Consider the following 19,529-nt stretch of genomic DNA (forward strand, 5'->3'; position numbering starts at 1 on the left):
TGTCTGAAACCGAGCACGAACAAGCGCGCGCCCCACCTGAGGACGGTGTCGGCTTTTGCGAATCCCCACTCCCCTATCCCGAATCCCTGCCCATGAACATCCGCCGTTTCGTCGCCGCCGACATGCGCAGCGCCCTGCAGATGGTGCGGGCCGCACACGGGCCAGACGCCGTGATCCTGTCCAACCGCCGCACCGACGAAGGCGTGGAAATCGTGGCCGCGAGCAACTACGACGAGAGCGTGGTCCAGCGCGCCCTCGACGAGGCGCAACGGCGCGAGACGCCGGCGGCAGCGGCGACGGCGGCACCGGTCGACGCGCGCGAGCCGGACGCCGGCAGCGAATCGCCGTCCGAACGCTGGCTGCGCGAGCTGGCGCCGGCCGGGGCCGAGACGGCCCCGCAGGCCCTCGCGCGCGTCGCACGTCCGGAGCCGCAGGTCGCGGCGTCGGCCACCGCGCCCACGCCCGGGCCCGCGCACGCCGAGGCCGCCCGGACGACCGGGACGGGCGCCGGATTCCCGTCGTTCGCCGAGCTGCTGGGTCGCGGACGGCCCCAGCACGCCCAGCCGACCGCCGAGGACGACGGGATTCCGTCGCCGGCGCCCCTGCGCACCGCGTCGCCGCCCGCCCCTGCCGCGCCGGTCGCCGCGACGCCCGCGCTCGTCGCCGTGCCCGCGCCGCCGGCGCCGGCCAGCGACGGCGAGCTGGCGCAGATGCGCGACGAACTGGCGCAGATGCGGCAGATGATCGAACGCGAGATGGCGCGCCTGACCGACGAGCGCCTGCGCGGCTCGCCGGCCCGCGGCCAGGTCATGGAGCTGATGGAGGACTACGGCTTCGATGCCGGTATCACCCGCGACGTCGCGCTGCAGATCCCGGCCGACACCCCGGCGCACCGCGTCCGCGGCCTGATGCTGGCGCTGCTGTCGCGGCGCCTGCCGATCTGTCCCATCGACCCGCTGGACGAGGCCGGCGTGATCGCGCTGGTCGGCCCGACCGGCGCCGGCAAGACCACGACGATCGCCAAGCTCGCCGCGCGCTATGCCGCCCGCCACCAGGCCCGCGACGTCGCGCTGGTGACCACCGACACCGTGCGCGTGGGCGGCCGCGAGCAACTGCACAGCTACGGCCGCCAGCTGGGCATCGCGGTCCACGAGGCCGACAGCGAGGCCGGCCTGATCCAGCTGCTGCAGCGGCTGCAGGACTATCGGCTGGTGCTGGTCGACACCGCCGGGCTCAGCCAGCGCGACCGCGCGCTCGCCGGCCAGCTGCACTGGCTGCGCGCCGCGCGCCAGGTGCGCACGTTGCTGGTGCTGCCGGCCAACACCCATTTCGCCGATCTCGACGAAGTCGTCCGCCGCTTCGAGGGCGCCCGTCCGCAGGGTGCGGTGCTGACCAAGCTCGACGAGACCGGACGGCTGGGCAGCGTGCTCTCGGTCGCGGTCGACCACGGCCTGCCGCTGACCTGGATCGCCGACGGCCAGCGCATCCCCGACGACCTGCACCGCGCCAATGCCGCCCATCTCGCACTCCGCCTTGAAGATCTCCGCCGGGATGCCGATAAGCCGATCGTCCCCACGCACGATCTCCACAACCCCGACTCCCAGAAGCACGACCATGCCGTCGCCTGACCGTCCCGCCGCCGCCCCGTTCAAGCCCGTCCGCACCCTCGCCGTCACCGGCGGCAAGGGCGGCGTGGGCAAGACCAACGTGTCGGCGAACCTCGCCATCGCGCTCGCCGGCATGGGCCAGCGCACGATGCTGCTCGACGCCGACCTGGGCCTGGCCAACCTCGACGTGCTGCTCGGCCTGTCGCCGCGGTTCACGCTGGCCGACCTCGTCGCCGGACGCTGCACGCTCGAGGAGGCGATCATCGAGGGGCCGGCGGGCGTGCTGATCGTGCCCGCCGCCTCCGGCCGCCGGCACATGGCCGAGCTGCGTCCGATCGAGCACGCCGGCCTGGTCAACGTGTTCAACGATCTGCAGCACGAGCTCGACCTGCTGGTCGTCGACACCGCCGCGGGGATCACCGATTCGGTGCTGACCTTCTGCCAGGCCGCGCAGGACGCGGTGGTGGTGGTCTGCGACGAGCCGGCCTCAATCACCGACGCCTACGCGCTGATCAAGGTGCTCGCGCGCGAGCGCGGCGTCGACCGGGTGCAGGTGGTCGCGAACATGGTCCGCAGCCCGCAGGAGGGTCGCGCGCTCTACGACAAGCTCGCGCGCGTGTGCGAGCGCTTCATCGGCGGCGTCTCGCTGAACTACCTGGGCGCGGTGCCGCAGTGCGAATGGCTGCGCACGGCGGTGCAGCGCCAGCAGGCCGTGGTGCGCGCCTACCCGGGCAGCCCGTCGTCGCAGGCGCTGGTGGAGATCGCGCGCCGCGTCGCCCGCTGGCAGGCGCCGACCGCGCCGCGCGGCCACGTCGAATTCTTCGTCGACCGGCTGCTGCGCCAGGGAGCGGCGGCATGAACGCCGCCGCCCGCCAGTACCAGGCGGTCCAGCGCACCAGCGCACCGGACCCGGTCGTGGTGCACGCCGAACTGGTGCGCCGCATCGCCCACCACATCGCCGCGCGCCTGCCGGCGAGCGTCGAGATCGACGACCTGATCCAGGCCGGCATGATCGGCCTGCTCGAGGCCTCGCGCAGCTACGACGCCGAACAGGGCGCCTCGTTCGAGACCTACGCCTCGATCCGCATCCGCGGCGCGATGATCGACGAGATCCGCCGCGGCGACTGGGTGCCGCGTTCGGTGCACCGCCGGGCCCGCGAGGCCGCGGCCGCGATCCGCGAGATCGAGCAGGCCAGCGGCCGCGCCGCCAGCGCGCAGGAGGTGGCCGCCAAGCTGCAGATGCCGCTCGCCGACTACCAGCGCCTGCTCGAGGACGCCGCGCGCGGCCAGGTCCTGAGCCTGGACTCGCACGTCGAGGACCACGGCGAGGTCGAGCCGGCCAACCGCGACGGCGGCCCGACGCCGCAGGAGCAGCTGGTGCGCAGCGAGTTCGGCCGCGAACTGGTCGCCGCGATCGATCTGCTGCCCGAGCGCGAGCGCCTGGTGCTGTCGCTCTACTACGAACAGGAACTCAACCTCAAGGAGATCGGGGCGGTGCTGGGCGTGAGCGAATCGCGCGTGTGCCAGATCCACGGCCAGGCCGTGGTCCGCCTGCGCGGCCGCCTGTCCGCCTTCGAACTCGCAGACACCGGCATCGGCGACGCCGACTGATGCCCCACCCGTGGAGCCCGCTTTGAACAAGAACATCCGTATCCTCGTGGTCGACGACTTCTCGACGATGCGCCGTATCGTCAAGAACCTGCTGTCGGACCTGGGCTTCAACAACACGGTCGAGGCCGAGGACGGCAACAGCGCGATGGCGGTGCTCCGCCAGGATGCGGTCGATCTGGTCATCACCGACTGGAACATGCCCGGCATGACCGGCATCGAGCTGCTGCGCGCGATCCGCGCCGACGCCAAGTTCCGCGCCCTGCCGGTGATGATGGTCACCGCCGAGGCCAAGCGCGAGCAGATCATCGAGGCCGCGCAGAGCGGCGTGAACGGCTACATCATCAAGCCGTTCACCGCGCAGACGCTGGCCGAGAAGCTCGGCAAGATCTTCGAGCGCCTGGGGAACGCGGCGTGACCGCGACCGCTGCGACGGTCGCCGTCGACCGCGGCCAGCTCGCCGGTCTGCTGCACGACGCGCTCGAAGCGCTCGAGCGCGGCGACGAGGCCGGCTGGCGCCGGCAGGTCGATGCGCTCGCCGCCGCCCGCGCGCGCACGCCCGTCGACGGCCTGGGCCGGCTGGCGCGCGAGCTGGCGCAGGCGCTCGACACCCTGCCTGCTGCGCCCGCCGACGGCGGCCTGGACGATGCCTGCGCCCGTCTGGACCACGTGGTGACGATGACCGAGCAGGCCACGCACCGCACGCTGGACCTGATCGAGGACAGCCGCGCCCGGGTCGGCGCACTGCGCGCCGGCGCGCTCGATGCCGCACAGATCGCGACGATCGACGCGTTGCGTGACAACCTGCGCGAGATGGCGCTGGCGCAGAGCCACCAGGACCTGGGCGGCCAGATCATCCGCCGCGTGGCCGGCATCGTACGCGGCGTGCACGAAGGCTTCGGCGCGCTCGGCCTGCCGCCATCCGATCCGCAGGAGGATCGCCTGCGCGCCTCCGGCCCGGCCGTCGCCGGACTCGACGGCGGCACCGTCGGCCAGGACGACGCCGACGACCTGCTCTCGCGCCTGGGACTCTGAGCCATGCAGTTCCCGCCCGACATCGCCGCGGATTTCGTGCTCGAGGCGCGCGAGCTCCTCGTCGACCTGGGCGGGCAGCTGGTCGAGCTGGAGCAGACGCCCGACGACCGCGAGCAGCTCAACGCGGTCTTCCGCGCGTTCCACACGCTCAAGGGCGGCGCCGGTTTCCTCGGCGCGACCGCGCTGGTGACGCTGTGCCACGCCGCCGAGGAGACCCTGGGCGCCGCGCGCTCGGGCACGGCAACGCTGCTGCCGCGGCACTTCGACGCCGCGCAGCAGTCGCTGGACTGGCTGCAGGCGATGGTCGACGCGGTCGAGGCCGGCACCGACGTGCCGCATGCCCCGCCCGAGCTGATCGCCGGCTTCGCGCTGGACGCCGCCCCGCGCGCGGCGCCGGCCACCGTGCCCCGCGCCGCGCCGGTGGCCGCGGTGCCCGCCACTACCGGCGGCGACATGATCGACGACGACGAGTTCGAGGCGCTGCTCGACCAGTTGCACGGCGCCGCCGCGCCGGGGACATCCGTGCCCGCGCCTGCCCCCGGGCCGGACGATCCGATCGACGACGCCGAGTTCGAGGCACTGCTCGACCGCCTGCACGGCACGGCCGCGCCGGGCGCAGGCGCCGCGCCCGGCAACGCCGACACGATCGACGACGACGAATTCGAGGCGCTGCTCGACCAACTGCACGGTGCGCACGCACCCGGCGCGCAGCCGGTCGCGGCGCAGACGCCGGTGGCGGTTCCCGCAGCGCCGGTCCCCGCACCCCGCGCCGCGCCGCCCGCCGCTGCAAAACCCGCCGGCGCTGCGCCGGCACCGGCCGAGCGCGAGCAGACGGTCCGCGTCGACACCCGCCGGCTCGACGCGATCGTCGACCTCGTCGGCGAACTGGTGCTGGCCCGCAACCGCCTCAAGACGCTGCGCGCACGGCTGCGCGACGAGGACCTCGACCGCGCCGTCGCCACGCTCGACAACGCCACTGCCCGCCTGCAGGGCGCGGTCATGCGCACGCGCATGCAGCCGGTCGGCAAGGTGTTCTCGCGCTTTCCGAAGGTCGCCCGCGACGTGGCGCGCGCGCTCGACAAGGAAGTGGACCTGGAGCTGGTCGGCGCCGACACCGAGCTCGACCGCAACCTCGTCGAGGCGCTGGCCGATCCGCTGATCCACCTGGTGCGCAACGCGATCGACCATGGCGTCGAGACGCCGGAGCTGCGCGAGGCGACCGGCAAGCCGCGCGCCGGCAAGGTCCGGCTGATCGCCCAGCAGCAGGGCGACTACGTCGGGATCGAGGTCCAGGACGACGGCGCCGGCATCGACCCCGAGCGCCTGCGCGCCAAGGCCCGCGAGAAGGGCCTGATCGACGCCGAGTCGGCCGCGCGCCTCAATGCCGAGGAATGCCTGCACCTGATCTTCCTGGCCGGCCTGTCGACCCGCAACGAGGTCAGCGACATCTCCGGCCGCGGCGTCGGCATGGACGTGGTGCAGTCGCGCATCCGCGAGCTCGGCGGACAGATCCAGGTGCAGTCCGAGCTCGGCCGTGGCAGCCGCTTCACGCTGCGCGTACCGCTGACGCTGGCGATCCTGCCGACCCTGCTGGTGCATGCCGCGGGCGATGCCTACGCGCTGCCGCTGGCGCGGGTGCAGGAAGTGCTGCACGCGCCGGCGCACACGGTCAACTGGTTCGACGGACGCGCCGCGCTCGACCGCCGCTCGCACACGCTCTCGCTGCTGGACCTGCGCCACTGGCTCGACCGGCCCGCGCTCGAGGCCGCCCTGCTGACCATCGTCGTGCTGCAGCGCGGGGACAGCCGCTTCGGGCTGGTCGTCGACGAAGTGCGCGGCCGCGAGGAGGTGGTCATCAAGCCGCTGCCGCGGGCGCTGCGCGGACTGCCCGGCTACGCCGGCGCAACGCTGATCGGCGACGGGCGGCTCGCGCTGATCCTCGACGTCGACGCGCTGCGCGGGCCCTGAGCGCAGGGGCCGCGACTCAAGTCGCCGCGGACCGCGCCGATATCGCGATCATGGACATCTTCAGTGTCGTCGGTCTCGTGCTCGCCCTGCTCGCCCTCGTCGGCGGCAGCATCCTCAAGGGTGCCGGGCTGGGCGCGCTGTGGTCGCCGGCGGCCTTCGTCATCGTCATCGTCGGCACATTCGCCTCGATCCTGCTGCACACACCGCCGAGCGTGTTCAAGCGGGCACTGCGGATCGTGCGCTGGACGATCCGACCGCCGACCGCCGACCGTGGCGCGCTGGTCGCGCAACTGCTCGAATGGAGCAACGTCTCGCGCAAGCAGGGCCTGCTGGGCCTGGAGACCTACGTCGAGTCGCAGAGCGACCCGTTCCTGCGCAAGGGCCTGCAGATGCTCGTCGACGGCGTCGAGCCCGAGGCGATCCGGCACATGCTCGAGATCGAGCTGCAGGGCGAGGAGCAGCAGGACCTGGCCGCGGCCAAGGTGTTCGAGGGCATGGGCATCTATGCGCCGACGCTGGGCATCGTCGGTGCCGTGCTCGGCCTGATCGCGGTGATGAAGAACCTGGCCGACCCGTCCAAGCTCGGTCACGGCATCGCCGCCGCGTTCACCGCGACGATCTACGGCATCGCCTCGGCCAACCTGTTCTTCCTGCCGGTCGCCTCCAAGCTCAAGAGCGTGATCGGCAGGCGCAGCGGCGAGCGCGAGCTGGCGATCGAGGGCCTGATCGCGATCGCCCAGGGCGAGAACCCGCGCAACATCGAGGCCCGGCTGGCCGGCTTCCTGCACTGACCCTTCGGCGATGGCACGACGCAGACACCACGAGGAACACGCCAATCACGAGGCCTGGGCGATCCCCTACGCCGACCTGATGACGCTGCTGCTCGCTTTCTTCGTCGTCATGTACGCGGTGTCCTCGCTCAACGAGGGCAAGTACCGGGTGATGGCCAGCTCGCTGGCGAACGCCTTCAGCGGCACGCCGCGCACGCTCGACCCGATCCAGGTCGGCGACAACACCTACCGCGATGCGAGCCTGAAGGAACCGGTGCCGATTCCCAGCGGCGCGCGGCGCGGCCCGGGCACCTCGTCGCCGGTGCTCGACTCGCCGCTGCAGCCGATGCTCGAGTCGAAGATGCGCACCGACCGCATCGGCGACGGCGCCGCCCTCGACGCTTCGCGCCGGCAGCTAGCGCGCATCGCGCTGCAGCTCGAGGACGCGCTGTCGGAGATGGTGCAGGCGCGGCTGATCACCGTGCGCCGCGCCGATCTGTGGCTCGAGGTCGAGATCAACAGCGACATCCTGTTCCCCAGCGGCTCGGCCACGCTCGACTTCGGCGCCCAGGCGCTGCTCGGGCGGCTGGCGACGATCCTGCGCGGGCTGCCCAACCCGATCCGCATCGAGGGCTACACCGACGATCGGCCGATCCGGACCGCGCAGTTCCCGTCGAACTGGGAGCTGTCGGCCGCGCGCGCGGCCAGCGTGGTGCACCTGTTCGTGCGCGAGGGCCTGGCCCCCGAGCGGCTGGTGATGGTCGGCTACGGCGAGCAGCGCCCCAAGGCCGACAACGCCAGCGAGGCCGGCCGCAACGCCAACCGCCGCGTCGTGCTGATGGTGCTGGCCGAACCGGAGTCGACCGAGGGTCGCCCGATCGGCGCGCCCGCGCCGGCCCGCCCCGTCGCCGCCGACGCCCTGCCCGCAGTCGCCGACGAGCGGGCGCTCCCATCCCTGCCCCCCCATCCCCGAGGAGAGACCTGATGCGCGTCTGGGCGATCGCCAACCAGAAAGGCGGCGTCGGCAAGACCACGACCACGCTGGCCCTCGGCCGCGCAATGGTCGCACGCGGGCTGCGCGTGCTGCTGGTCGATCTCGACCCCCACGCCTCGCTCACGCGCGCGTTCGGCATCCCGACCGACCCGCCGCCGGCCGGCGTGGCCGACCTATTCGCCACCCCGCCCTCGAGCCTGGCGTCGCTGATGCGCGCCGCACCGACCGAGGGCCTGGACTTCGTCTGCGCGCAGACCGCGCTGGCGACGCTCGAGCGGCGCAGCGCGACCCAGCCCGGCCTGGGCCTGGCGCTGTCGCAGGCGATCACGCGCCACACCGGCGGCCACGAAACGATCCTGCTCGACTGCCCGCCCACGCTCGGCCTGCTGATGGTCAACGCGCTGGCCGCGGCCGACCGGGTCATCGTGCCGACCCAGTGCGAGCCGCTGGCGCTCTACGGCCTGGCCGGCATGGTGCGCACGGCCGAGATGGTCGAACGCTCGCGGCAACGGCCGCTGCCGGTCTCGGTGCTGCCGACGATGTACGACCGCCGCACCCGAATCGGACGCGAGACGCTGGCGCAGCTGCAGGACGAGTACGCCGGCCGGATCTGGGACGAGGCGGTCCCGGTGGACACCCAGCTCAGCAACGCCGACGCGCTCGCCCAGCAGGTCCTCAGCGGCACGCCGTCCGGTCGCGCGCTGTCGGCCTATGGTCGCGCGCTCGACTGGCTGCTGGCCGAGGAACAGGCGCTGGAGCACGCCGCATGAACGCCGCCGAGGTCGTCGACGACTACCTCGGCGTGCTGCTGTCGGCCGCGCCGGCGGCCGCACCCGCGCCTGCACCCGTGCACGCCCCGACGCCTGCACCGCCGCCCGCAGCGGCAATGGCGCCGCCGGCGACCAGGCCTGTGCCGTCGACGGCCGTCGCCAGGGCCGCGCCCCCGGCCCCGCCGGCGCCGGCGATGCGCCCGCCGCCGGTGGCCTCGCCCGCCCTGCCGGCTGCGCCGACGCCTCGGCTCGCGGCCGTGCCAGCGCGCCCCGACGCGGGACCGACGCCGCAGCGGCGCAGCAGCGAGCGCAACGCCCGCTGGCTGCGCCTGCGCTGCGGCGGTCAGGTCTACGGCCTGGAGCTGCTGAAGATCCGCGAGGTCGTGCTGCCCGCGCCGCTGCTGCCGGTTCGCGGCGCATCGCCGTGCCTGGCCGGGCTGATGAACCTGCGCGGCCAGGGCGTACCGGTGGTCGACCTGGGCCTGCAGTTGGGCGACGCGGCGGTCGAGGACACGCCGTCGACGCGGATCGTCGTGCTCGAGGAACACGGCGACACGCTCGGCCTGCGCGTGTCCACGGTCGAGGACGTCGCGGTCGTGTCCGACACCCAGATTGAGGGCGCACACACGTCCCGGCTCGCGCCGGTCGGCGACCACCGCATCCGCGGCATCGCGCGGCTCGGCGGCGCGGTCATGCTGCTGCTCGACGCCTCGCGGCTGCTGTCGATGCCGCTCTACACCGCCCGCTGAGCGCCGCGCTCCGCAACCAAGACGCGCCTGAAGCGCTTCACTTCGAATGGATAGCGGCCTGCCGGCCGGAAGCCGCTCTTCCCTCGGCAAGGCATCCTGTCTTGACGAGGGCGCGCACCATCCATGGCGCGCTCGACGCGGCCACCAACCGGCAGTCCGCTGCTGCGGACATTGGCAGCCCGACTTCGGTTGGATGCGGAGTCGCCTGCTTGAAGAAGTCACGCATTGTCGGCCTCAGTGCGTCGTGCTGGTCGGGGATTGCGATAGCGGGCCATGGATGGCCCGCGGCGGCGAGTCAGCCAGGATGGCTGACCGAGCCGGGGAGCAGTCCCCGGCCGGCGCGACGCGCGCGCAGAAGACGAACGCACTGATTGAGTGGGCAGAAGCAAAGAGTCCGAACGCACCAACCTAAAGCTCGCCGCATCGCTGCCGCTAACCCCGTCGTACCCCCCAATTTGCGGAGACGCGATGACCACCCTGGACCTGGGCGAGGATCTCGGCATCGAGACCAGCGCCGCGCTCAAGGCGCTGCTCGCGCCCCATCTGGCGCAGGACCAGGAGGTGATCCTGGACGGCGCGCAGGTGCGGCGCGTGCACACCGCTGGCCTGCAGGTGCTGTGCGCGTTCTTCGCCAGCCGCGCCGCGCTGGGCCGCCGTACGGCGCTGCGAGACGGCAGCCCGTCGCTGCTCGACGCCGTCCGCCTGCTGGGGATCGGCGATTCGCTGGGCCTGCCCGGCATCTCACGCAACAATTCGAACGCAAGCACAGTGGAGAACCCCGCATGAGCGCACGCATTCTGGTAGTGGACGATTCGGCCTCGATGCGCCAGATGGTCTCCTTCGCCCTGACCTCGGCCGGCTTCTCGGTCGAGGAGGCCGAGGACGGCCAGGTCGCCCTCGGGCGCGCGCAGGGCCAGCGGTTCAACGCCGTGGTCACCGACGTCAACATGCCCAACATGGACGGCATCGCGCTGATCCGCGCGCTGCGCGGCCTGCCCGACTACAAGTTCACGCCAATGCTGATGCTGACCACCGAGTCGGCCGCCGACAAGAAGGCCGAGGGCAAGGCCGCCGGCGCGACCGGCTGGCTGGTCAAGCCGTTCAATCCCGACCAGCTCGTCGCCACGGTCCAGAAAGTCCTGGGCTGACGCCCGCTCCTTCCCGCCTCCACGCCAGGGCCGCCCGATGAACATGGACATGCAGCGCTTCCACGCCACTTTCTTCGAGGAAAGCCGGGAAGGCCTGGAGGCCATGGAAGCGGGCCTGCTGCAGCTCGAGCAGGGCGACCAGGACCCCGAGCTGGTCAATTCGATCTTCCGCGCAGCGCACTCGATCAAGGGCGGCGCGGCGACGTTCGGCTTCGACGCGGTCGCCGCGCTGACCCACGTGCTCGAGACGCTGCTCGACGAGCTGCGCGCGGGCAAGCGCAGCGTCGACGGCACGGCCATCGACGCGATGCTGGCGTCGGTCGACGTGCTGCGCGGCCTGCTCGCCGAGGCCGAGACCGGCCAGCCGGCCGACCCGCAGGCCGCGATCGCGGTCCAGGCCCGGCTCGATGCCGTGCTCGCCGGCACCGCGGCGCCGGCGCCGGTCGCGGTCACGACGGTGCCCACGCAGGCCGCCGTCGACCCGGCGGGCTGGCGGATCGGGTTCACGCCCGCGCCGTCGATGTTCATGAGCGGCAACGACCCGCTGCGCATCATCCGCGAGCTCGATCAGCTGGCACCGCTCGACGTCGCCTGCCGGATGGAGCGGCTGCCCGGCTTCGGCCAGCTCGACCCGCTCGAGGCCTACCTCGCCTGGGACCTGGGCCTGCTCGGCGCGGTGCCGCGCGGTACCGTCGACGAGGTGTTCGCCTGGGTCGAGGACGACTGCGAACTCGACATCCGCCCCATCGAGCCTGCTCTGCGCGCCGCCGCGCCCGCGGTCGAGGCGGCCGTGTCGCCCCCGCCTGCCGCCGCGCCCGCCGCAGCTCCCGGTGCGCCTGGCAACGCCGCGCCGCCGGCCGCGCACGAGGCCGAGAGCTCGATCCGCGTGAGCACCGACAAGATCGACGGCCTGATCAACCTGGTCGGCGAGCTCGTGATCACGCAGGCGATGCTCAAGCAGGTGTCCGCCGCGCTCGACCCAGCCGTGAGCGAGCGCCTGTTCGCTGGGCTGGACCTGCTCGAACGCAACACGCGCGACCTGCAGGAAGCGGTCATCGGCGTGCGCATGCTGCCGGTCGACGCGGTGTTCCGCCGGTTCCCGCGGCTGGTGCGCGACCTGTCGACGCGCCTGGGCAAGCAGGTCCGCCTGCGCACGCTCGGCGAAGGCACCGAACTGGACAAGGGCCTGATCGAGAAGATCGCCGACCCGCTGGTGCATCTGGTCCGCAACGCGATCGACCACGGTCTGGAACTGCCCGAGGCGCGCCGCGCCGCCGGCAAGGACGAGGCCGGCACGATCACGCTGGCCGCCTCGCACCAGGGCGGTCACATCGTCATCGAGGTGGCCGACGACGGCCGCGGGCTCGACCGCGACCGCATCCTGGCCAAGGCCGCCGAGCGCGGCCTGGCCGTGCCCGACGCGCCGTCCGACGCCCAGGTCTGGGACCTGATCTTCCAGGCCGGCTTCTCGACCGCCGACGCGGTGACCGACCTGTCGGGCCGCGGCGTGGGCATGGACGTGGTCCGCCGCAACATCCAGGCGCTCGGCGGCGAGGTCCAGCTCGAGAGCCGCGCCGGCCACGGCACGCGCGTGGTGATCCGCCTGCCGCTGACCCTCGCGATCCTCGACGGCATGAGCGTGGCGGTCGGCGAGGAGACGCTGATCCTGCCGCTGACCTACGTGATCGAGGCGCTGCAGCCGCAGGCCGAGGACATCCGCAGCCTCGCCGGCGAGGGCCGGGTGCTGCGCGTGCGCGGCGAGTACCTGCCGCTGGTCTCGCTCAACGCGCACTACCGCTACGGCCAGCCGCAGGGCGACGACCCGCTGGTCGTCGTCGTCGAAGGCGACGGCCAGAAGCTCGCGCTGGAGGTCGACGAACTGATCGGCCAGCAGCAGGTCGTGGTCAAGAACCTGGAGAACAACTACCGGCGCGTGGACGGCATCTCGGGGGCGACGATCCTCGGCGACGGCCGGGTCGCGCTGATCGTCGACGTCGGCGGCCTCGCCCGCTCGCTGCGGCTGCCGCAGGCCGCCTGATCGCGGCCCCTTGGGGGCCTGGCCGGCGGAAACCGGCCGCCGCGATGCCATTCAAACCGGCCATCGCCCCGCCACGCCGCCTTCGGGCGGCGTACTCGTGTCGGGCAGAATTCACGTGGCGTGCATGTTCATTTCTGGGACATGAATCACCTCGCACGCACTTGAAAAAATCTTTGCATGGGCTGTCAAGTCGGCGGACTCCGGGCCGCTAGACGTGGAAGCAAAGGACGCGCCCCAGGTGTTGACCGACACCTGCCCGCGTCCTTCGTCGTACCGGAGATCTCCCATGCGCTGGTTGAACAACCTGTCGATCGCCCGCAAGCTCGCGGTCGCCTTTACCCTGGTCGTGTTGCTGGCCGCCGGCCTGGGCGCCTTCGCGCTGAGCCGGCTGGGCGTGATCAACGCCGAGCTGCAGAAGGTCAGCCTCGACGACATGCCCGCCGTGCAGTACCTGGGCGAGATCCGTTCGCAGCTGGGCGAGTACCGGATGTACGAGCTGGCGCAGCTGAGCCGGCTCGACGAGCCCGAGGCGGTGCGCGACTACGACCAGCGCCTGGCCGGGATCGAGAAGATCATCGCCGAGCAGCGCGCCCTCTACGAGGCGCTGCCGCTGACCGCCGAGGAACAGGGCCTCTACGACGCGGTCACCGCCCGGCTGGCGACCTACTTCGACGCCCGCCGCGAGATCGAGCAGGCGCTGGCCGCCGGCGACGGCGCGACCGCGCAGATGGTATCGGACGACAAGTCGCGCCCGCTGCGTCGCGACCTGTTCGAGTCGATGACCGCGCTCGCCGAGTTCAACAGCCGGCGGCTGGCCGACGACATCGCGCACGCCAACGTGATCTATCGCAGCAGCATCTTCGCGATGATCGTGGGCATCGCGATCATCGTGCTGCTGGCCGCAGCGATGGCCGTCGCGATCTCGCGCACGCTCTCGCGCTCGGTCGGGGCCGCGGTCAGGGTCGCCAACGACGTGTCGGCTGGCCGGCTGGACACGGACATCGTCGTCGACCGCAGCGACGAGGTCGGCCAGCTGCTCGGCGCGATGCAGCGGATGCAGGGCCAGCTGCGCGCGGTGATCGACGCCCAGCGCGGCATGGCGCGCGCACACGAGGCCGGCACGATCAGCCACCGCATGGACGAAGGCGCGTTCCCCGGCGACTACGGCCTGATGGTGCGCGAGACCAATGCGCTCGTCGGCTCGCACGTGGACGTCAAGATGCACCTGATCGAGGTGATGCGGCAGTACGCGATCGGCGACCTGACCCCGGACCTGGAGCAGTACCCGGGTGAGAAGGCCGTGCTGACCGAGACCATGGCCACGGTGAAGGCCAACCTCGGCGCGATCAACGCCGAGGTCAAGGCGCTGGCCGGCGCCGCCGCGCGCGGCGACTTCACCGTCCGCGGCGACGCGGCGCGCTTCCAGCACGACTTCCGCGGCATGATCGAGGACCTCAACCGGCTGATGGACGCCGCCGACGGCAACCTCGACCAGCTCTCGCGGCTGCTGCAGTCGATCGCGGCCGGCGACCTGACCGCGCGCATGGATGGCGACTTCCACGGCGTGTTCGCCCGCATGCGCGACGACGCCAACGCCACCGTCGCCCAGCTCACCGCCATCGTCGCCCGCATCCAGGACGCCTCGGCCGCGATCGGCACCGCGTCGACCGAGATCGCCTCGGGCAATGACGACCTCTCGCGCCGCACCGAGCAGCAGGCCGCCAACCTGGAAGAAACCGCCGCGTCGATGGAGGAACTCACCTCCACCGTCCGCCAGAACGCCGACCACGCCCGCCAGGCCAACCAGCTCGCCCAGGGCGCGGCCACCGTCGCTTCCCAGGGCGGCGAGGTCGTCGGCCAGGTCGTTTCCACGATGGCCGACATCGAGGCGTCGTCGCGCAAGATCGGCGACATCATCTCGGTCATCGACGGCATCGCGTTCCAGACCAACATCCTGGCGCTCAACGCCGCCGTCGAGGCCGCACGCGCCGGCGAGCAGGGCCGCGGCTTCGCGGTCGTCGCCTCCGAGGTCCGCACGCTTGCCCAGCGCAGCGCCAACGCCGCCAAGGAGATCAAGGGCCTGATCGACGACTCCACCGGCAAGGTCGCCAGCGGCGCCGCGCTCGCCGGCCAGGCCGGCGCCACGATGGCCGAGATGGTCGCCTCGGTGCAGCGGGTGACCGACATCATGGCCGAGATCTCGGCGGCCTCGCAGGAGCAGGCCGCCGGCATCGAGCAGGTCAACCAGACCATCGTGCAGATGGACGAGACCACGCAGCAGAACGCCGCTCTGGTCGAGGAGGCCTCGGCCGCCGCGCGCGCGATGGAGGAACAGGCCGGCGGGCTCGCCGACGCAATCGCGGTGTTCCACATCGACACGGCCGGTCGCCGGCCCGGCACCGCACCGGCGCCGATGCCGCAGGCCCCGGCGATCGTCCGCGCGCCCCAGCCTGCCGCGCTGGCCAGGCCGGTCACGCCCGCGCGCAAGGCGCCGGCGCCGGTCGTCGAGGCCGACTGGGCCGAGTTCTGACCCACCCCGCCCGGGCGCCTCCGGCATTCGCCGAGGCACCGGGCGCACCGCGCCTGGCGGGGCGGGCCCGGCGCCACAGGGCGTCGGCGTGTGCCGCTGGGACGGCGCCGGCGCGCCCCGGCCGCGGGACGCCTCAACCTCGGCGCGCAGCGGCCGATACCGGTGGCAGGCCCCACGCATGCCATGCCCATGAAACCCGTCGCCGCCCTGCTCCGCGCCCTGTCCGACCTGCCGATGCAGCGCAAGTTCCTGATCCAGACCGCGCTGGTCGCCACTGGCATCGTCCTGCTCGCGGTGGTCGCGGCCCGGGTCCAGTTCGTGGACCTCAACCAGACCCGCAAGGACGACCTGGCATCCCAGACCCAGATGGCGCTGGGCATCGTCGAAGAATACGCACGCCGTGCGAAGACCGGCGAACTGTCGCTGGACGACGCCAAGCGCAACGCGCTGGCGACGCTCGCGGCAATGCGGTCCGAAGGCGATGTCGATTACTTCTTCGTCACCGACGAGCGGCCCACCCTGCTGATGCATCCGTTGCGCCCCGATCTCGTGGGCAAGGACGTCTCGGGCATCACCGATCCCGATGGCAAGGCGATCTATCCCGAATTCGTCACGGCCGCGCGCGCCGGTGGCGGCAACGTGGACTTCCTCTGGGCCAAGGCGGGCAGCGAAGACCCCGTGCACAAGACCTCCTATTCCGCGCTGTACGCGCCGTGGGGCTGGGTGCTGACCACCGGCGTCTACCTCGACGACATCCAGTCGCAGGCGCTGGTGTTCACCGCGATCATGACGATCGTCGGCGGCCTGCTGGTGCTGCTCAACGCCGGCATCGGCTGGCTGATCGGACGCTCGGTGCTCGAGCCGCTGGGCCGGGCGCTGACCGCGATCCGCGGCGTGGCGAACGGGGATCTGAGCATCCGCACCGGCCATCAGGGCCGGGACGAGATCGGCCAGATGCTGCGCTCGACCGACGAGATGGTACACATGCTCGAGCGCTTCTCCGCGCAGACGCAGGAGATGATCCGCCTGCACGCCGCCGAGGACATGCGCCATCGCATGCCCGAGGACTTCCCCGGCGTCTACGGTCAACTCGCGGCGGGCATCAACACGATGATGTTCGAGCACCTGGATGCGATCGTCGACGCGATCGAGGTGCTCAACGAATACGCCAACGGTGACCTGTCGCGCGACGCCCGCCGCCTGCCGGCGAGCCGCGCGGTCCTGCACGAGGCGATGGACGCGGCCAAGGCCAGCCTGATGGCGATCAACGGCGAGATCAACCGCCTCGCGGCCGCGGCCGCAGGCGGCGACTTCTCGGCGCGCGGTGATGCGGCGCGCTTCCAGCACGACTTCCGGCGCATGGTGCAGAGCCTCAACGCGATGATGGACGCCAGCGACCGCAGCCTGGACCAACTCTCGCGGCTGCTGCAGTCGATCGCCGCCGGCGACCTGACCGCGCGCATGGACGGCGATTTCCACGGCGTGTTCGCGCGCATGCGCGACGACGCCAACGCCACCGTCGCCCAGCTCACCGCCATCGTCGCCCGCATCCAGGACGCCTCGGCCGCGATCGGCACCGCGTCGACCGAGATCGCCTCGGGCAACAACGACCTCTCGCGCCGCACCGAGCAGCAGGCCGCCAACCTGGAAGAAACCGCCGCGTCGATGGAGGAACTCACCTCCACCGTGCGCCAGAACGCCGACCACGCCCGCCAGGCCAACCAGCTCGCCCAGGGCGCGGCCACCGTCGCCTCCCAGGGCGGCGAGGTCGTCGGCCAGGTCGTCTCCACGATGGCCGACATCGAGGCGGCGTCGCGCAAGATCGGCGACATCATCTCGGTCATCGACGGCATCGCGTTCCAGACCAACATCCTGGCGCTCAACGCCGCCGTCGAGGCCGCCCGCGCCGGCGAGCAGGGCCGCGGCTTCGCCGTCGTCGCCTCCGAGGTCCGCACCCTCGCCCAGCGCAGCGCCAACGCCGCCAAGGAGATCAAGGGGCTGATCGACGACTCCACCGGCAAGGTCGCCAGCGGCGCCGCGCTCGCGGGGCAAGCCGGCCGGACAATGGCCGAGATGGTCGCCTCGGTGCAGCGGGTGACCGACATCATGGCCGAGATCTCGGCCGCCTCGCAGGAGCAGGCCGCCGGCATCGAGCAGGTCAACCAGACCATCGTGCAGATGGACGAGACCACGCAGCAGAACGCCGCGCTGGTCGAGGAGGCCTCGGCCGCCGCGCGCGCGATGGAGGAACAGGCCGGCGGGCTCGCCGCTGCGATCGCGGTGTTCCGTGTCGACACCGCCACCGTGCTGCTGCAGGCGGTCGTGGACGCGGCCCGGCCGCCGGCAGTCGGCCACGCGCTGCGCTGACCCCTGCGCCGCACGCCGGCCCTTCGAAGGCGGACTCGCAAGGACGATGGCTCCCGCAGACGACATGCCCCATCCGCTGGACGACGACGCGCTGTCGGGCTACGTGCTGCGCGACGGCGCGGAACTGGCCCGCGTGCTGCGCAGCCTGGTCGAGGCGCAGGCGATGATCAGCGCCAACCTCGTGCCCGGCGACCTCCCCTGCCCGACCGCGCTGATCGCCGTGCGCGACGACGGCACCCTGCTGCTCGACGGCAGCCCGCAGGACGCGCTCAACCGCCGGATCGAGACCTGCGCGCACCTGGTCTGCGAGACCCGGCTGGACGCGGTGCAGATCCGCTTCCGGCTGCGCACGCCCACGCGGCGCGTCCACGAGGGCCGCACCGCGTTCGTGGCGCCGTGGCCCGACGCGCTGCTGCGGCTGCAGCGCCGGGAGCTCTACCGGGTCGCGATCCCGCCCGGCGCGCCGGTGACGCTGCATCCGGGCACGCGCGACGCACCCGGCGACAGCGTGGAGGCAGGCCTGCGCGTGCTGGACATGAGCGGCAGCGGCCTCGCCGTGGCGCTGGCCGACGATGCCGACGCCCGGTTCGCGCCGGGCGGCATGCTCGACGCCTGCCTGCTGCGGCTGCCCGATGCCGACCCGATCCCGGTCGGGATCGCCATCGCGCACGTGTTCTGCCAGCAGACCGGCCCGCGCGTGCGCTGGCGCGCCGGCTGCCGCTTCGTCGGCCTGCCGCCGGCGTCGCAGCGGCGGATCCTGCAGTACATCTTCCAGATCGAGCGCCAGCGCAACGCGCGGCTGCGTCGCGCCGTCTGACGCCCCGCACCGCGAGCAGGCGGTGCCTAAAGTTGCCCGCCGCGCTGCCGATGTCTGACGGAACATCCCGACGCGCGCGAGCGCGGCATGCCTGCAGGAGCGCACCGATGAGCCAACCCGAATCCCAGAACGCCGGCGAGTACCTCACCTTCACCCTGGGAGACGAGCACTACGGCGTCGACATCCTCAAGGTGCAGGAGATCCGCGGCTACGACGCGGTCACCCGCCTGCCCGACGCGCCGGACTACATCAAGGGCGTGATCAACCTGCGCGGCACGATCGTGCCGGTCATCGACCTGCGACTGAAGCTGCGCCTGGCCGAGGCGCGCTACGACAGCTTCACGGTGATGATCGTGCTCAACGTCGACGACCGCGTCGTGGGCATCGTCGTCGACGGGGTGTCGGACGTGGTGCCGCTGGCCGGCGACCAGATCCGTCCGACGCCGGAGTTCGGCGCGGCGATCGACACCCGCTGCATCTCCGGCATCGGCACCTTCGACGACCGCATGCTGATCCTGCTCGACATCGAGACCCTGCTCGACAGCGCCGAGCTGGCCGTTCCCAAGGCGGCGTGACCGAACTGCGACGCCCGTCACACAGCCTTCACTCAAGCGCGGGCCCCGCGCGGCCGATACATGCGGACGCAGGCGTTCCCGCGCTTCGTGCCCACCCCGATTCCGGAGCAGACACCATGAACTTCCGTACCCACACGTCCCACCTGCTGGCCGCGCTGCTGCTGGCCGGCTGCGCCTCGACCGTCCTCGCCCAGGACGCGATCCGCCCCGACCAGGCCGTGCGCTTCGTCGGCAAGAGCGGCATGGTCTGCGGCACGGTCGAGAAGACCCGCTATGCGGAGAACACCGAAGGCCAGCCGACGTTCCTGTACATGGGCGGCGCGTTCCCGCGCCACACGTTCTCGGCCCGCATCCCCAACAGCCAGCGCGACAAGTTCCGGCCCTCGCCCGAGGAACTGGAAGGCCGCGACGTGTGCGTGGTCGGCACGATCCAGCGCGATTCCAGCCGCGCCGAGATCGCCGTCAGCTCGCCTGCCGATATCAAGCTCGCCACCATCAAGTAACGCCCACGCCCGGATCGCAGGATGCATCCGGGCTGTCTTTCCATCCGGCC

18 protein-coding genes are annotated in these 19,529 nt (G+C 72.3%); all 18 read left to right on the forward strand.

All coding sequences use genetic code 11. The features are described from left to right. Window positions 1-92 precede the first annotated feature (92 nt). The 18 genes from flhF (at window position 93) to WQ56_RS00330 (ending at window position 19,479) form a co-directional block, all read left to right on the forward strand. The gene (flhF, locus tag WQ56_RS00245) at window positions 93-1,628 is read left to right on the forward strand and encodes a flagellar biosynthesis protein FlhF (RefSeq protein WP_047135066.1); all 1,536 of its coding nucleotides are present in this window, start codon (window positions 93-95) and stop codon (window positions 1,626-1,628) included. Next, window positions 1,615-2,466, forward strand: coding sequence for a MinD/ParA family protein (locus tag WQ56_RS00250; RefSeq protein ID WP_047135067.1), 852 nt, complete (start codon window positions 1,615-1,617; stop codon window positions 2,464-2,466). Before flhF ends, WQ56_RS00250 begins: the two co-directional genes overlap by 14 nt. Further along, a complete protein-coding gene (locus tag WQ56_RS00255) occupies window positions 2,463-3,218 on the forward strand; it encodes an RNA polymerase sigma factor FliA (protein ID WP_047135068.1) in 756 nt (251 codons plus the stop codon). Before WQ56_RS00250 ends, WQ56_RS00255 begins: the two co-directional genes overlap by 4 nt. A 22-nt stretch (window positions 3,219-3,240) precedes the next feature. Continuing rightward, entirely contained in the window at window positions 3,241-3,633 is a 393-nt protein-coding gene (locus tag WQ56_RS00260) for a chemotaxis response regulator CheY (RefSeq protein WP_047135069.1), read from the forward strand. Between the two features lie 47 nt (window positions 3,634-3,680). Further along, window positions 3,681-4,250 (forward strand): protein phosphatase CheZ, encoded by a 570-nt coding sequence (locus tag WQ56_RS00265; RefSeq protein ID WP_156170184.1) that lies wholly within the window; start codon window positions 3,681-3,683, stop codon window positions 4,248-4,250. Window positions 4,251-4,253: 3 nt separating this feature from the next. Continuing rightward, window positions 4,254-6,218 carry a chemotaxis protein CheA gene (locus tag WQ56_RS00270; RefSeq protein WP_047135071.1) on the forward strand — a complete coding sequence of 655 codons (1,965 nt, stop codon included), beginning with the start codon at window positions 4,254-4,256 and terminating at the stop codon, window positions 6,216-6,218. A gap of 50 nt (window positions 6,219-6,268) precedes the next feature. Beyond that, complete coding sequence (locus tag WQ56_RS00275) at window positions 6,269-7,009, forward strand: flagellar motor protein (RefSeq protein WP_047135072.1); 741 nt, start codon at window positions 6,269-6,271, stop codon at window positions 7,007-7,009. Window positions 7,010-7,019: 10 nt separating this feature from the next. After that, window positions 7,020-7,973: a flagellar motor protein MotD gene (motD, locus tag WQ56_RS00280; RefSeq protein WP_047135073.1), complete on the forward strand. Its 954-nt coding sequence runs from the start codon at window positions 7,020-7,022 to the stop codon at window positions 7,971-7,973. Beyond that, window positions 7,973-8,752 (forward strand): ParA family protein, encoded by a 780-nt coding sequence (locus WQ56_RS00285; protein ID WP_047135074.1) that lies wholly within the window; start codon window positions 7,973-7,975, stop codon window positions 8,750-8,752. Before motD ends, WQ56_RS00285 begins: the two co-directional genes overlap by 1 nt. After that, window positions 8,749-9,501: a chemotaxis protein CheW gene (locus WQ56_RS00290; RefSeq protein ID WP_052772731.1), complete on the forward strand. Its 753-nt coding sequence runs from the start codon at window positions 8,749-8,751 to the stop codon at window positions 9,499-9,501. The genes WQ56_RS00285 and WQ56_RS00290 overlap by 4 nt, the downstream gene beginning before the upstream one ends. Before the next feature lie 468 nt (window positions 9,502-9,969). Then, window positions 9,970-10,287 carry an STAS domain-containing protein gene (locus WQ56_RS00295; protein ID WP_047135075.1) on the forward strand — a complete coding sequence of 106 codons (318 nt, stop codon included), beginning with the start codon at window positions 9,970-9,972 and terminating at the stop codon, window positions 10,285-10,287. Beyond that, complete coding sequence (locus WQ56_RS00300) at window positions 10,284-10,649, forward strand: response regulator (RefSeq protein ID WP_047135076.1); 366 nt, start codon at window positions 10,284-10,286, stop codon at window positions 10,647-10,649. Before WQ56_RS00295 ends, WQ56_RS00300 begins: the two co-directional genes overlap by 4 nt. Before the next feature lie 37 nt (window positions 10,650-10,686). Continuing rightward, window positions 10,687-12,687, forward strand: coding sequence for a chemotaxis protein CheA (locus WQ56_RS00305; protein ID WP_047135077.1), 2,001 nt, complete (start codon window positions 10,687-10,689; stop codon window positions 12,685-12,687). Window positions 12,688-12,973: 286 nt separating this feature from the next. After that, on the forward strand, window positions 12,974-15,217 hold the full coding sequence (locus WQ56_RS19430) for a methyl-accepting chemotaxis protein (RefSeq protein WP_047135078.1): 2,244 nt from the start codon (window positions 12,974-12,976) through the stop codon (window positions 15,215-15,217). A gap of 183 nt (window positions 15,218-15,400) precedes the next feature. After that, complete coding sequence (locus WQ56_RS00315; RefSeq protein ID WP_047135079.1) at window positions 15,401-17,584, forward strand: methyl-accepting chemotaxis protein; 2,184 nt, start codon at window positions 15,401-15,403, stop codon at window positions 17,582-17,584. A 64-nt stretch (window positions 17,585-17,648) separates the two neighbouring features. Further along, entirely contained in the window at window positions 17,649-18,401 is a 753-nt protein-coding gene (locus WQ56_RS00320; RefSeq protein WP_052772732.1) for a flagellar brake protein, read from the forward strand. Window positions 18,402-18,508: 107 nt separating this feature from the next. After that, window positions 18,509-18,976, forward strand: a complete 468-nt coding sequence (locus WQ56_RS00325; RefSeq protein WP_047135081.1) for a chemotaxis protein CheW — start codon at window positions 18,509-18,511, stop codon at window positions 18,974-18,976. A gap of 116 nt (window positions 18,977-19,092) precedes the next feature. Continuing rightward, the gene (locus WQ56_RS00330) at window positions 19,093-19,479 is read left to right on the forward strand and encodes a hypothetical protein (RefSeq protein WP_047135082.1); all 387 of its coding nucleotides are present in this window, start codon (window positions 19,093-19,095) and stop codon (window positions 19,477-19,479) included. The last annotated feature ends 50 nt before the right edge of the window (window positions 19,480-19,529 follow it).

Source organism: Luteimonas sp. FCS-9 (genome assembly GCF_001014645.1).
Taxonomy (GTDB): Bacteria; Pseudomonadota; Gammaproteobacteria; order Xanthomonadales; family Xanthomonadaceae; genus Luteimonas.

Bases quoted from the DNA above. Each gene is read 5' to 3' on its own strand.
- WQ56_RS00320 (WP_052772732.1), top strand. From the start codon at position 17,649: ATGCCCCATCCGCTGGACGACGACGCGCTGTCGGGCTACGTGCTGCGC.
- WQ56_RS00290 (WP_052772731.1), top strand. From the start codon at position 8,749: ATGAACGCCGCCGAGGTCGTCGACGACTACCTCGGCGTGCTGCTGTCG.
- WQ56_RS00255 (WP_047135068.1), top strand. From the start codon at position 2,463: ATGAACGCCGCCGCCCGCCAGTACCAGGCGGTCCAGCGCACCAGCGCA.
- WQ56_RS00250 (WP_047135067.1), top strand. From the start codon at position 1,615: ATGCCGTCGCCTGACCGTCCCGCCGCCGCCCCGTTCAAGCCCGTCCGC.
- WQ56_RS19430 (WP_047135078.1), top strand. From the start codon at position 12,974: ATGCGCTGGTTGAACAACCTGTCGATCGCCCGCAAGCTCGCGGTCGCC.
- WQ56_RS00315 (WP_047135079.1), top strand. From the start codon at position 15,401: ATGCCCATGAAACCCGTCGCCGCCCTGCTCCGCGCCCTGTCCGACCTG.
- flhF (WP_047135066.1), top strand. From the start codon at position 93: ATGAACATCCGCCGTTTCGTCGCCGCCGACATGCGCAGCGCCCTGCAG.
- WQ56_RS00330 (WP_047135082.1), top strand. From the start codon at position 19,093: ATGAACTTCCGTACCCACACGTCCCACCTGCTGGCCGCGCTGCTGCTG.
- motD (WP_047135073.1), top strand. From the start codon at position 7,020: ATGGCACGACGCAGACACCACGAGGAACACGCCAATCACGAGGCCTGG.
- WQ56_RS00275 (WP_047135072.1), top strand. From the start codon at position 6,269: ATGGACATCTTCAGTGTCGTCGGTCTCGTGCTCGCCCTGCTCGCCCTC.
- WQ56_RS00270 (WP_047135071.1), top strand. From the start codon at position 4,254: ATGCAGTTCCCGCCCGACATCGCCGCGGATTTCGTGCTCGAGGCGCGC.
- WQ56_RS00295 (WP_047135075.1), top strand. From the start codon at position 9,970: ATGACCACCCTGGACCTGGGCGAGGATCTCGGCATCGAGACCAGCGCC.
- WQ56_RS00325 (WP_047135081.1), top strand. From the start codon at position 18,509: ATGAGCCAACCCGAATCCCAGAACGCCGGCGAGTACCTCACCTTCACC.
- WQ56_RS00300 (WP_047135076.1), top strand. From the start codon at position 10,284: ATGAGCGCACGCATTCTGGTAGTGGACGATTCGGCCTCGATGCGCCAG.
- WQ56_RS00285 (WP_047135074.1), top strand. From the start codon at position 7,973: ATGCGCGTCTGGGCGATCGCCAACCAGAAAGGCGGCGTCGGCAAGACC.
- WQ56_RS00305 (WP_047135077.1), top strand. From the start codon at position 10,687: ATGAACATGGACATGCAGCGCTTCCACGCCACTTTCTTCGAGGAAAGC.